Raw genomic sequence first — 12924 nt, 5'->3', positions numbered from 1 at the left:
TGTCTCATCGGATCTGAGAATCTTGCGGACCGTGTTCCGCGACACATGCAGTTCGCGGCAAATCCGCTTGAGCGACCATCCTTGCACATGGAAGGCGCGCAGAACCCGGGCAATCGTATCCACCGACTTCATCCCCACACCATGCGCTCGCCACGACGAGCTGATGGTCGCAAATCAAAGCATCAGGGGGGTCAAAATTGGACGCCGATTCCCCGGCTTATGGGGTCAATTTTGCACGCCGATTCACAGGCTCGGCCACCATGCTTGCACGAACCCTCATTCTGAGGGTGTCACCAGCCGTGGTGGCAGACCCATCGACAAGGGCTATCTCTACAAGCTGCTGAGCAACCGAGTTTATATCGGCGAGGCAGTTCACAAGGGCACGAGCTATCCCGGCGAACACCAGGCAATCATCAGCCGCGATCTGTGGGACAAGGTGCGCTCGATCATTGCCGAGGATCCGCGCAAGCGGGCAGGGCATTGTCGCCGGCAGACACCGGCATTGCTCCGCGGACTGATCTTTGCTCCGAACGGCTACGCCATGACGCCTGCCCACACCCGAAAGAAAGGGCGCCTCTACCGCTACTACGTCACCAACCAGCGTGCAGAAGCTCGGCCCGGAGACTTGTTCGGTGAAAAGGCTACCGGCTGCCGAGATCGAGACCGCAGTCATCGATCAGGTTCGGGCGATGCTTCGCCAGCCTGAAATGATTGTGAAGACCTGGGCGACTGCGCGGATGGAGAACGAGGGGGTCACCGAGGCTGAGGTCCGCGACCGTCTTGTCGAGTTTGACGCACTGTGGAACGAACTCTTTCCGGCGGAGCAGGCTCGTATCGTCCAGCTACTGGTCGAACGCATCGACGTGGATGTCGATGGCATATCCATCCGCCTGCGAACCGAGGGCATGACGAGCGTTGTCGCAGAGATGCGGGCGCGGACGAGCCTTGGGCAGGCCGCGTGATGGTCGGCACCGAATTGAGCGATGACGGCAAGATACTCACCGTTCAAATCCCGCTGGCTATCCGCAAGCGTGGTGGCCGCAAGCTGGTGGTGTCGCCGAACTTGACCGATTTGTGGGCGCCGACGCGCCCGCGCATCGATAACACGCTGCTCCGTGCCGTCGTTCAGGCCTTTGCGTGGAAGCACCAACTGGAGACAGGGCAGTTCGCCACAATCTCCGAACTGGCCGAGGCCAAGAAGCTCGATAGGTCGTTCGTATCCCATATCCTCCGACTAACACTACTGGCCCCGGATTTGGTCGAAGCCGTCATCGATGGGCGCCAGCCCTCGGCAATGCAGTTGCAGCCGTTGGTTCGGGGGGTTCCTGTCGAATGGGAACGGCAGCGGCGCTTGCCGAACGTGGCCACCTTCTATTGGCCGCTTCGCGCCTGATCTCGGTCGTTGAGCGGACCCCAAGCGCATCCAAAAGCGGACACCTATTCGAGCAAGCAGGCGAGGCACCTTTTTAGCCGCAAGAAAGGGAAGTGGAACTAGCGGCCAGTGGCGGCTATTGGATCTACGCGCGGGCGGTCTTGACATCGTTTAGCCCCTTCAGGGCTTAACGCTCGGTTCATGCCTGTGAAACGTTCGCGGCTGCAATTTGCGCTTACGATCATGCGCACGGCGACGTCTGGTGAAATGAAGTCAAATTAGCTATCGCTACATGATGGCGCGCGCGATGGAAATCGGGCAGGAATGCCCGGATGCAATTTTCCAACCGCGAAATTGTCCGACTCACGTTCGCCTCCCTGCTGATCGGGTTTGCGGCGCTTATGGCCATTGTCGCTACCAATTTCTGGCTGGGGCAGCGCGCTCAATCCTATTTCGATCATGCGATCGAGGCGCGCGATACGCGTATCGCGGCCGTCGAGTTGAGAAATGCAATGCAGACGGCCGAGGCGAGTGAGCGCGGCTTCGTCATCACCGGGAACGAGATATATCTTGGTCCTTATCAAACTGCAAAGGCACAGGCACAGCGCCATCTCCAAGCGTTGCAGACATTGCTGATATCCTATGCCAATTCCGAAACGACACTTGAACGGCTGTCCGCAATCATCGCCACTAAGTTCGATGAGATGGACCAGACGATCGCTCTCAAACGAGATCAGCGCGACGCCGAGATACTGGCGATATTCCGCACGAACAGGGGCAAGGCTTTGACTGACGAAGCCAATGTGTTCTTTTCGGGAATCATTGGACGAGCGGATGACCGACTGACCTCCGGTGTGGCCGAACAACGCGCCAATAGCGGATGGCTGCGGCTCGTTTCGGCAATCGGCGGGTTTGTCATCGTCGCCGTGGTAGGTGGAGCAGCCTATGGTGCCGCGCGCTACACCAGAGAACTTCGCGATACGCGCGACGAGGTCAATGCGCTCAACAGCGAGCTGGAACAAAGGGTCGCCACCAGGACCGAAGATCTGGAGAAGGCGCGCGATCGGGCCGAAGTGCTCTTGTCAGAGGTCAATCACAGGGTCGCCAACAGCTTGGCTCTCGTCTCGTCTCTGGTGAATCTGCAGTCGAAGGCTGTCGGCGATCGCGCCTCCAAAGATGCGCTCGCCGAAACCCAGGATCGCATCTTTGCGATCTCGCTGGTGCACAAGCGGTTGTATGGCTCGTCCGACGTTCGCTCGGTTGAGCTGGACGCATATCTGACAGGGCTGCTCGACCACCTGCGTACGTCGATGCGCAGCCAAGTTCACGGTGTGGGCCTGTCCTACGACATCGAGCCAATCGACCTCGAAACGGACACCAGCATCAACCTCGGCGTTGTGGTCACTGAACTGGTCACCAACGCTTTCAAGTATGCCTATCCGGATGGTGTTGGAGAAATCCGCGTCCGGCTGAGCAAGCTGCCAGGCGAGCAGGCGGAGTTGGTGGTCGAAGACGACGGTGTTGGAAAGGCGGATGGCGCGCCTGCCAAAGGGACCGGCGTCGGGAGCAGGATCATCAATGCAATGTGCATCAGTCTGGGCGCCAAGATCGACTATCGAAATCTCCAGCCTGGCACCGCCGCTCATCTTGTGTTTTCGACAAAGCCACGGCGCGTCATCGCCGCCTAGTAGACCGAGCTATCACAAGGTGGAACATTGACTGCGACAGGACCACGAGCGTTGACATGACAATCGTCACCGCCAGCGGTGGATGTCGAGGGGAGGAAACGTGTTTGATCTGAAGAATATTGCCGGTCGATGGCCGACCTGGTCAGCGATAGCCTTGCTCTCGATCGCTACAATAGGGGGGGGTACTTTCGCGAGAGCCCAGCAAGGCACTCCTGGAATCACGCAGCGGACGGTATTTCCCAGCTTCAATCCGAACGTGCCCTCCTGCAACGCCCCGGCTGGTCTGACGAGGGTGCTTGCCTACGTGCAGGAGAACGACCGCGACTTCCTGCAAGGGGTCGACCATGGTCTGTCGATGGCAGCAAAGAATCGCGGCCTGGAGTATCGAAGAGTTTTGGCCGAAAATGATGTGGGTAAGGCGATAGCCCAGGTGCAGTCTTTCGTCGCCGCGAAGGTTGGGGCCATGGTTGCCACCTCTTCGGATCCAGTGGCTTTCAGTCCGGCTCTTCAGCAAGCGATCTGGTCGGGAGCGTTTGTTGGCACTATTGTACCTCCACCGGCAACGCTGCTGCTCAATGCTCCGCAATATCGAACCGGCAAGGTGCTGACCGACGCTGCGATCGACCATATCAATACCAGGCTGGGCGGGAAGGCCAAGGTCGTTCTGCTGACCCAGGATACAATGGAGTTTCTTGCGCCCCGGTTCGCGGCAATGCGCGATGGGCTGAATGCGATGCCTGGCGTGACGATCGTTGCCGATATCGCGCCCAAGCCGGTTACCAAGGAAGGCGGCGCCGCCACCATGAAAACCATCTTGCTGGCCAATCCGGATGTCGACGTCATTCTAGGCGCAGATGCTGTGGTGCTGGGCGCGCTGGAAGCGTTACGCGCGGCAGGCAAGGATCGACCTGATCAATTCCTCGGCGGAATTGATGGCGAGCCGGAAGCTGTTGCTGAAATCCGGAAGGGGAACAGCCCTTACAAGGCGAGCATCTCGTTGTCCTCGCCTGTCTTCGGATATGCCATGGGGCAGTTTGCGGCAGACTGGCTCGAGGGAAAAAGCATTCCGCAGGCGATGGACATCCTCCCTATCGCCCTGACAAGTGCCAACCTCGCGCAGTACGAGGTCGATCTGCTGGACCCAGCCTCGGTGTATGCCGACGCGGCGCGCCGGGATGCGTACCTCAAGATGTATGGAAACATCTGCTATGACAGCCGCAACCGATATATAAATTTCCCCTGGTCCTCGGAGCAGAAGTAGCCGCATCGTGCGGTGTTTTTCAATGTCCATCGTTCTTGAGCCGGGTCCAAGCATCAATTTCGACATGAAGGCCAACCTCGAAACGCGTTTGTGGCGAATCAAGGCGGCCCCGCGTTGCGAAGAGCAGCTTTGCGCCTCATGTCGGCCGTAGAGGTCGGCTTCGCAGCTTCCTGAAAGCAGACCTTGCCGGCCGTCAGGCTGGAGGTCGTGGTTGCGCCATTTCAAAACCTTCCTGACAAAGCCGACATCGTCGTTCAGACCCAAAGCTGCTTTTCGGCCAGAGGGACTCCGGGCGCCTCCTTGGCGAATCAGGAGCTGAAGTTCCATCATCCGCATCTGCCTCCCTTCGAGGATTGCCTCGACCAGATCAGGCGCCAGCAGCTTCAGCCGAGAGTGTGCGAGACGAACCGTTTATCGAGCTTCGCCGCTAAACACGGAGACCCGCTTTTAGGAGGCCATCCTGCAGATGGACCAAGTGCGAATTGTCCAGATATGGATTTGTAATTTCCCAGTACCGAGAGTGAGCTGTGGTTTCTGATTGCTCGAATTCCTGGAGAACTCTCCCTGCCTCTTCGAGCCGGCCCAATTGTCCAAGGCTGGCAAGCAATGTTCGCAATACAAGAGGATGGCGACGACTTCTGGGGCCGCGTTCGGCATAGCGCAGGGCCGCCTCGTAATCGCCCTGGTGATAGTAGGCAAGTCCTACAATGGCAAGGTGAGCTCCAGACTGAGGATCATTTGGATTCAGACGCTGGCACCTCAAGATCGGATCTATCGCCTCAGGAAAATGCCCGATGTAAATGCGTATCCAACCTAGCGCAAAGTAACCGAGCGAGAAGTTGGAGCTGAGATCGATTGAGCGCTGCGCCTGAGCCAATGCCTGATGGTGGCGGCGGGTTAAGATGCTGAACAGGAACAAGGCGTACTGGCAATACGGATCGCGCTCATCAAGGGTCGCTGCATGAGCAGCTGCGAGGTACCCATCAGTCAAATCTTGGTCGATGTTTTGACTCCACCCCCACCAGATGCGGGTGCTGAGCAGTCGAGCCAGCATCATGTGCGCTTGCGCAAATGCAGGATCGGTCTGAATCGATCTTCGCAACCAAGTATCTGCTTGGCCCATGTCTTGCGGCGTGAACTGGTTGAAGTGCCAGATGCCTCGCATACAACAATCGAAGCTATCTAGCTCGGCCGACGAGTTCTTGCGCGCTGCCCTCTTTGCCTCAACGGTCTGAAGCTCAGGTTCGATAGCGGCAACGACGCTCTGAGTGATTTCATCCTGGAGAGCGAAGATGTCGGTGACATCTCGATCGAAACGCTCTGCCCAAATGTGATTGCCGGAATCGGCCTCAATCAGCTGCGCTGTAGCCCGGATACGGGCTCCCGCCTTACGAACGCTACCCTCAAGCACATAGCGAACCCCGAGCTCGCGAGCTACCTGCTTAACGTCCAGAGAGCGGCCTTTGTAAGCAAACGTCGAATTTCGCGCGATTACGAAGAACCAGCGATAATGGGACAATGCCGTGATGATGTCCTCACTGATTCCATCGGCGAAATACTCTTGTTCCGGGTCACCGCTCATGTTCACGAATGGCAGTACAGCGATGGACGGCTTGTCCGGCACCGATGGCGCGCCGGAAAACATGCCGGCCACTGGTGGGGGTGCGGCATCCCAGTTGACACGATGGATGGAGACTGGACGTGGGATGTTCTTGAGGGTGCGTTCGCCGATTGCCGCGATGCTGAAATCGTGTTTGCCTTCGATCTGCTCCCTAACCGCACCGGTCAGGCAGATGCCACCTGGGGGAGCGACCTCCTGAACGCGTGCCGCCACGTTCACCCCATCGCCAAGCAGATCATTACCGTCTGCAACCACGTCCCCGAGGTTGATCCCGATGCGGAATTCCAGACGACGCTCTGGTGGAAGGTCCTCATTGTGACGCTTGAGCGCCCGCTGGATGGCAACAGCACAGCGAACTGCTTGCACCGCACTTGCGAAATCAACCACAACGCTATCGCCCGCGGTCCCGAAGATCCGGCCTGCATGCTCGGCAACCAGATCGGCGATCGTTGCGCGATACCGCGCCAACGTTCGCAAGGTCCCTTCCTCGTCAGCCGCAACTAGCCGGCTATACCCCACCACGTCGGCAGCGAGGATAGCGGCAAGGCGACGAGTGACCGCAGGATGCTCCATCAAACACCTCTTATATGGATCGCCAACCTATCCTTACGGTGTCCAAAGGTCGAACGATGGATTTTGTTCAGAAATCCGTCGAGTTGGCACGTCGAGGTCTCTAAGATGCCGCAGGATATCCGACCGTGATGGTGCACTGCGGCATGGCGCTGCTCCAGACAGGCAAAGACCACGATTGGGGAATGGCAGTGATCCAATCCGCAGCCGAGGCCAACCCCAACAGCCTCGTGGTCGCCACTGCGGCAGGCATCGCGCACCTTCACTGCGGCGCCGTAGACGATGCCCTTGCCTGCTTCCACCGGGCGGTACGCTTGAGCCCGCGCGATCCGCACGCCCATGTTCTGCTCAACCAGGATCGCGCACGCGCAAACGGTCGTCTGCGACTACCCGGAGGCGCCCGTCTGGGCCACCCGGTCGCTGGCGCTCCGTCCGACCTTCGACCCCACCACCCTCTGGATGCTTACCGCGGCAAATGCGCATTTGGGGCGCATGGGAGAGGCACACCGTTTTCTCGATGAGCTTGAGCGGCTCGCGCTCGGCGTCACTATCGCGAGCATCCGAGCCGGGCAGCCCGCAAATCCGAGCCGGATCGCCGCCATTCTCGACGGCCGGCCGCTTGCTGGGCTCAAGGAGCGCTAGCCAGGCCGCAGCCAGCCGCTCGGGTTCGAGGAGATTAACGCCGCTACGTCCGAGTTGGGTTAGGTCACAACGATGTCCGCGCCCCACCCCAATGTCCGCTCTTTGAAGATCCGCAGCCTGAACCTGCCAGTCCGCTGTCGGCCCCCTGCGGTCATTCGATATTTGGCGGCGGAATGATCGCCTTACGGAGCAAGCCGAACCTAGCGAACGATGGCTTAGTTGTGCTCTTGTTTGGCAGGCGAGCGAACCGTGAAAGCGCCCCCAGCAAGGCTGGCGCTAAGGCATTGATATTGCTGTTGTCAAAACCTAGGGATTTTTGGAGCTACTCCCCAGTTTCGGAGAATGGTCAGCATTCAGAGACCAATTTGCACACTCAGGGCGCTGCGAGACTCCCCAGCTTTTGGGCACACCCCCTGCAAACGCTGGCTTCAGAGCGCCTACCAGCGGATCAGAGAATTGTTTGGACTTTGAAGGTGGTAGAGGGACACGAACTCGAAACTAACCTTCTCATGTGGAATTGTGCGCAAGCTGACGGTATCTTTTACAGATATCTGGCCCCATCGCTTTGCTCCGCAACCTGCGTCGTGACCAAGCTCGCTGTCGCCAATACACCATGGCGCGCTATCGCACCCCCATGGATCGCCACACTTTGCCTCCCCGGCTGGCAGCGGGCTTTCGAGCGCCCCAGAAGAAGGCAGCTCGACTGAAAGGCCGAGTTGCCCCAAGGCAGGCTGATACCCGCTCAAATGGGTTCCCACCCGCTTGGACCCTGCCGAAAGGAATAACTGGCTGAGGTTTCGAAGCCGGGTCGCGAAGGCTGCCAGGCTCGACATTCGACGAAGATTCTTGGGTGCTCGATACGAATGATGTTAAACGAATTTGCCGCGTGGCGAAGCCGCGATGAAACAGCCGTTCCCGCTTGAACGAGCAGCGCCGCATAGCCGTCGATAACGTATCGCCGCGCGCTCGAACCGGTGCGGTGAAGATGCTGGTGGCCAGACAATACGATGTCTACGCCGCTGCGCGAGAAGGCATCCATTGCCAGATCCGCCCGGCCAACAATGCCTTCATCACTTTCGAGATCCAGCCCTTCAAAGGGATGATGAGTGACCACTACCCGGGTAATGTCATCGGACATATGTGAGAATTTCTCTGTCGCTGTCTTGAGCTGGCGCACATTGATCCTGCCATCCTTGATTGTCAGGGATCGTGCCGTGTTGATCCCGACGACAGCGACTTCGGTGTCGGCATAGAACGGCTCGGTGTCCGCCTCGATGTAGCGCCTGTAACGCGACAGAGGTGTCCATGCGCGCGCGAGGACATTCCAGAGCGGCACATCGTGATTGCCGGGCACTACGATGCGAGGGCCAGGAAGGGAATCAAGGAAGGCCCGCGCCTGAAGGAATTCGCTCTTACGGGCGCGTTGCGTCAGATCCCCCGATACGACGAGCAAATCAGAGTCGACGGCGCGAACCTCGGCCGCGATCGCTTCCACAAGCTGGCTCTCTGTTTTTCCAAAGTGCAAATCCGAAAGGTGGACGAGGGTTTTCACCGAAGTTCTCCGCTTTCAGCAACGGCCAGCGGCTGTGATCATTTTGACAGGGGCAAGGACCTGCAAGGCCGCCGGTCGAATATGAAAGTTCAGGGGCATGTCCATGCTGACGGCTTCGCCGTCCAGAGAAACCAGCATGGCGTGGCGATGCGATGTGATTTGGAGTGAACTAGCCCGATAGATTTCAAGATCTCGGGTGGAGTCGATCATGCCGAACGCGATTTTGAACGGAAGCAGTGCCAGTCCAAACCAGGACTGCTGCTTGACGACGTAGACGCACAGCTCTTTTGACGACAGGCTGCGGCGGCGGCCAAGATCGGCGATGTCGTAGAAATTGTTGCCAACAAACACACAGGGCGTTCGCAGTCTTTCGCGGGTACCCTGAGCAGCGACGTGGACAGCCTGCCACGAGGCGGATCTCAACGTTCTCATGAGAGCCGGTCCGATGGCGGCAAGCTTGCCGAACCCGCGGTGCCGCTGCTCGGCTGAACGCTTTGCAACAAAGAAGGGATAGATTCCAATCGACGAGTTGTTAAGAAAGACGCGGCCGTTGACCTCGGCGACATCGACTGCCAGAGGCTTACCTGTCGCGATTGTATCGATCGCCGGTGTGAGGTCGAGCGGCACACCCAAATCCTTGGCAAAGTGGTTTAATGTGCCGAGCGGAAGGACACCGAGCAACAGATCAGTCCCCACCAGCGCCGAGGCCGCGCTGCTGAGGGTGCCGTCGCCACCGCCCACGACCAATATTGATCCACGGCCGGACCTCGACTTGTTTTCGCCAACGAAGCGTCGAGCGAGCTCTCCAACCTTTCGCCCGTCCACCAATCGCACATCCGCCTCAATGCCACGTTCGGCGAACCCATCCCGCACGGCCCTCTCTATGTCGCCCTTGCGCGCCGCAGCGCCGGCATTTTTGTTGATGAGGGCCAGAACCTTCAAGTTTCCAGCCCCCGTTTCGGCCTTTCCTGGAACCATAACGCGACTGTCCAACACAGGATCGCCCAGCCAGAACCAATGCACCATCCGGCCAAGACATCTGTGGGATAGTGGACTGCGAGATAGACCCGGCTTATCCCAACGGCCACCGTCAGAAACACGGCGATCGACATGAAATACGCTTTGAGACGCAGCTCCTGATTTGCGTGTGAAAGGAGTGCGCCCACGGTCAGGAACGCGATGGCTGAAAGCATTGCATGTCCACTCGGGAAGCTTGCCGTGAATACTCGCGTGACATGACGGGTCTCCGGCCTGGGCCGGTTGAAGCTCAGCTTGAGGATTGTGCCGAGCAGTTCGCCGCCAACGACTGCCACCGACATCCAGATGGCGAGAGCCCGCTTGTGGATCAGAAGAAGATAGACGACTCCTGCCAGCAACACGAAGCCAAGAAACACCACGCTGCCGACTGAGGTCACATCCCTGGCCGCTTCCTGAAGCCATGGCGGACCGATCGGGTAGGCCGGATCGGCTGCGCGAAGAGCCGACATGATGGCCAGGTCGAACTTGGTCGTGTCGCCTTCCAGGACTTCCTCTGCCAGCACCCCGAAGCCGAGAAAGAGGCATGCTACGACGACCCCCGCAGTAATCCGATTGGTGCTTTGCGCGGAAGCACCGCTCCGCCAGGAGGGCGGCGAAAGGAGGGGACTCACGGGGGGCTCGATATCTGGGACTGGTTCGCTCAAGCGCCGGACCTCATGGTTGAGGTATAACGGGATCGCGAGAACGAGGTTCCCCCAGCCATCCCCGCGTTGAGAACTTCAGAAATCGACGATCGATTTCTCCCACCGAAGCCGTGATGACGGCATCGGGCAGCAACAGCGTTTTCTGGACAGACTTCAGCGGTGCCGGATGTGCTAGGGGTGGGAGCGTAAAGCGCGCAAATGTATCCACGAGCCTGGCCCAGACATTGGTGTCATCTTCCAGGCGGGCGCCAATCTCCACGTCGACAATCCGCCCGACGCCGGGCGCAGCGCGTGGAATTGGATGCGCAATCGAACACCTTTCCCAACGGTATATCTGATTTTTGTGACTGGGCCTCGCGGTCCCCTGGCTTCTCAAGATGAGTGAGTTTGCGTCTGCCGACGAAATGGGAATGCATTCGGCCGGCGAAGGGAACTGTGTCTCACCAAGCCCGTTGTGAAATGGCAAGGTGCCGCGTTCGGCCAACGGTTGCAATCAGTTAAAGTCGAACGCGGCGTGCATCAACACTTAACGCACGAAGGAAACATAACATGCTCCGCAAACTCTTGGCTACCACAGCAATTGCCACGCTCCTCACAGCCGGTGTGTGGGCCACGGGGGCCACAGCCGAAGATGCTACAAAGCCCGCTGCAACGACGACAACAACTGCGGCGCCTGCGACAACGGCGGAAGGAACCCTGGTCTCCAAAATCATCGGCGCAGACGTCTACGACAGTGCCGCTGACGATGCCGCGAAGATCGGCGATGTGAAAGACATCGTCATCTCCAATGACGGCAAAGCCAAATATATTGTCATCGGCGTCGGTGGGTTCCTGGGCATTGGTGAAAAGAACGTCGCTTACGATTTCAGCAAGGCCGAATGGGTCGAGAAGAAGGGTGAACGGTGGCTGGTCGCCAAGACCAGCAAGGAAGACCTCACCGCGCAGCCCGACTTCGACCTGAAGGCTTACGACACGACGGCTTCGAATGCCGCCGTGTCGGCCAACAACGAACCTGCAGCTACAACGACCGACAACACAGCAACAGCTGCTATCGACAAGGCGTCGCTGACCGAGCTGCCGGTTGACAAGATCAGCACCAATGACTTTGTCGGCACCACCGTCTATGGCGCTGATGATACGAAGGTCGGCGAGATTGGTGACGTGGTTCTAAGCACAGACAAGAAGGTTGATGCCGTGATCGTCGACGTCGGCGGCTTCCTCGGCATGGGCGAAAAACAGGTGGCCGTGGGCCTCGAGAAGCTGAAGTTCATGGCCGACAAGGACGGCAATCGCTATCTCTACACCAATTTCACCAAAGACCAGCTTGAGGCGCAGACCGCTTACGACAAGGGCACCTATGCCCAGAATCGTGACAAACAGCGGATCGTTATCAGTCAATAGCTTTGCCAGATGGCCCGCGCTCTCGCCGGCGCGGGCCACAAACATAGGGGTAGGCAGAAAAGGCTCCGACGGGAGAGCACACTCCCGGCGCGCTCGCAGCGCAACATTGCTTGCAGCACTCGATGGGACGAGAGCGAACCTTCACGGTTCCTGAAAGTACGATGGTTCGGATGTTGTTAATGGCACCGGCTGACGTCGGCCCGTGTCACCCGTCACTGTGGCGCCTCGCGCTAGGAGCCGAAAAAGGCGCGCGCGCCAGAGCGACCGACGGGGCAGGGTTGCCACGCCGACTTCCGGCTGATCGGCAAACTCGGAACAAAGCAGCACAGGCTGCGTTTTTTTGGATAGAGACGACAGCAATCCGTTGAACTCCAGACTGCGTGGTAAGTGGCAAGAGAGTGCTCTTTAGACGCCGAAATCCTGATGATCTCTTCGAGCGCTTGCGCACCTATATGTGGCCGCGCCGGTCATTCTCACGTTCGCTTCAATATTTTTCAAAGCGCATTTTGCGGCTGAATGCCACCCCACACGCAGTAGCGGCTGGAGTAGCGGCTGGCGTTTTCGCGTCATTCTTTCCGGTAGGATCCCATTTCGCCCTTGCGGCCTTTGTGTGTTGGCTGATCGCGGGAAACATGGTTGCGGGAGGTTTAGGAACATTTGTCTTTGGCAATCCGCTCACTTTCCCACTTGTAGCTGGAGCGTCCTGGGAGACGGGCAGGATAATGTTGAACAACCACTCGCGGAGTCTCGGCCCGCTAGCCCATCCGAGTGAGATGTTGCAAACCCATTCAATTTCGCAACTGTGGGAACCGGTGTTAAAGCCCATGCTGCTCGGCGCGGTGCCACTGGGACTGATTTTTGGCCTGTTGTTCTATGGCATCACGCGCTGTGGCATGACAGCCTTTCGCGACCAGAGGCGTAAGCGACTGGCCGAAAAGGCGAGCCGGCCCCTTCAGCAGGAAGACATCGCGTTATCGGGCTCTCTGACTGTTCGACATCGCCGCTCTGGCGGTTGAAATTGCGGTGGGCTTTTTTCTTGCATTGAGAAATGGCGGGTTCGCGCCTCATGTCGGCCGATGAGGGCGCCTTTGCCACTGCCTAAATGCAGACATCGCCGATGGCGAAGCTGTAGATC

14 protein-coding genes are annotated in these 12924 nt (G+C 58.6%); 8 read left to right on the top strand and 6 right to left on the bottom strand.

Going from position 1 to position 12924, the window contains the following annotated elements; genetic code table 11:
- Positions 1-132 (bottom strand): helix-turn-helix domain-containing protein (locus tag AC1DXM_RS31130; RefSeq protein ID WP_477239308.1); only part of this gene is annotated, 132 nt, incomplete at its 3' end.
- A 31-nt stretch (positions 133-163) separates the two neighbouring features.
- Here AC1DXM_RS31130 and AC1DXM_RS31125 point away from each other — a divergent pair.
- From AC1DXM_RS31125 to AC1DXM_RS31105, 5 genes are all read left to right on the top strand, one after another.
- Complete coding sequence (locus AC1DXM_RS31125) at positions 164-706, top strand: recombinase family protein (protein WP_477239304.1); 543 nt, start codon at positions 164-166, stop codon at positions 704-706.
- Positions 690-962: a hypothetical protein gene (locus AC1DXM_RS31120; RefSeq protein ID WP_477239302.1), complete on the top strand. Its 273-nt coding sequence runs from the start codon at positions 690-692 to the stop codon at positions 960-962. The genes AC1DXM_RS31125 and AC1DXM_RS31120 overlap by 17 nt, the downstream gene beginning before the upstream one ends.
- Positions 962-1393: a hypothetical protein gene (locus tag AC1DXM_RS31115; protein WP_477239300.1), complete on the top strand. Its 432-nt coding sequence runs from the start codon at positions 962-964 to the stop codon at positions 1391-1393. The genes AC1DXM_RS31120 and AC1DXM_RS31115 overlap by 1 nt, the downstream gene beginning before the upstream one ends.
- Positions 1394-1704: 311 nt before the next feature.
- On the top strand, positions 1705-3060 hold the full coding sequence (locus AC1DXM_RS31110; RefSeq protein ID WP_477239298.1) for a sensor histidine kinase: 1356 nt from the start codon (positions 1705-1707) through the stop codon (positions 3058-3060).
- Between the two features lie 100 nt (positions 3061-3160).
- The gene (locus AC1DXM_RS31105) at positions 3161-4321 is read left to right on the top strand and encodes a sugar ABC transporter substrate-binding protein (RefSeq protein ID WP_477239296.1); all 1161 of its coding nucleotides are present in this window, start codon (positions 3161-3163) and stop codon (positions 4319-4321) included.
- Positions 4322-4748: 427 nt separating this feature from the next.
- Here the strand turns inward: AC1DXM_RS31105 and AC1DXM_RS31100 are convergent, their stop codons facing one another.
- Positions 4749-6515, bottom strand: coding sequence for an adenylate/guanylate cyclase domain-containing protein (locus AC1DXM_RS31100; RefSeq protein ID WP_477239294.1), 1767 nt, complete (start codon positions 6513-6515; stop codon positions 4749-4751).
- Positions 6515-6853, bottom strand: coding sequence for a hypothetical protein (locus AC1DXM_RS31095; protein WP_477239292.1), 339 nt, complete (start codon positions 6851-6853; stop codon positions 6515-6517). Before AC1DXM_RS31095 ends, AC1DXM_RS31100 begins: the two co-directional genes overlap by 1 nt.
- Here AC1DXM_RS31095 and AC1DXM_RS31090 point away from each other — a divergent pair.
- Positions 6852-7154 carry a hypothetical protein gene (locus AC1DXM_RS31090; RefSeq protein ID WP_477239290.1) on the top strand — a complete coding sequence of 101 codons (303 nt, stop codon included), beginning with the start codon at positions 6852-6854 and terminating at the stop codon, positions 7152-7154. The genes AC1DXM_RS31095 and AC1DXM_RS31090 overlap by 2 nt on opposite strands.
- A 742-nt stretch (positions 7155-7896) precedes the next feature.
- On the opposite strand, the gene AC1DXM_RS31085 is transcribed toward AC1DXM_RS31090, so the two are convergent.
- Genes AC1DXM_RS31085 through AC1DXM_RS31075 form a run of 3 tightly spaced genes read right to left on the bottom strand, consistent with a single transcriptional unit; the run spans position 7897 to position 10388 of the window.
- A complete protein-coding gene (locus tag AC1DXM_RS31085; protein ID WP_477239288.1) occupies positions 7897-8706 on the bottom strand; it encodes a metallophosphoesterase family protein in 810 nt (269 codons plus the stop codon).
- Positions 8707-8721: 15 nt separating this feature from the next.
- Positions 8722-9648 carry a diacylglycerol/lipid kinase family protein gene (locus AC1DXM_RS31080; protein WP_477239286.1) on the bottom strand — a complete coding sequence of 309 codons (927 nt, stop codon included), beginning with the start codon at positions 9646-9648 and terminating at the stop codon, positions 8722-8724.
- Positions 9645-10388 carry a phosphatase PAP2 family protein gene (locus AC1DXM_RS31075; protein WP_477239284.1) on the bottom strand — a complete coding sequence of 248 codons (744 nt, stop codon included), beginning with the start codon at positions 10386-10388 and terminating at the stop codon, positions 9645-9647. The genes AC1DXM_RS31080 and AC1DXM_RS31075 overlap by 4 nt, the downstream gene beginning before the upstream one ends.
- Before the next feature lie 549 nt (positions 10389-10937).
- Between AC1DXM_RS31075 and AC1DXM_RS31070 the strand changes: the two genes are divergently transcribed.
- Both AC1DXM_RS31070 and AC1DXM_RS31065 read left to right on the top strand, forming a co-directional pair.
- Entirely contained in the window at positions 10938-11789 is an 852-nt protein-coding gene (locus AC1DXM_RS31070) for a PRC-barrel domain-containing protein (RefSeq protein ID WP_477239282.1), read from the top strand.
- A 452-nt stretch (positions 11790-12241) separates the two neighbouring features.
- Positions 12242-12805: a DUF2062 domain-containing protein gene (locus tag AC1DXM_RS31065; protein ID WP_477239306.1), complete on the top strand. Its 564-nt coding sequence runs from the start codon at positions 12242-12244 to the stop codon at positions 12803-12805.
- Positions 12806-12924 lie beyond the last annotated feature (119 nt).

This window comes from Mesorhizobium sp. P3_A2, assembly GCF_056403115.1.
Note: the sequence above shows the minus strand (reverse complement) of the source record. Positions and strands in the feature narration are given on the sequence as shown.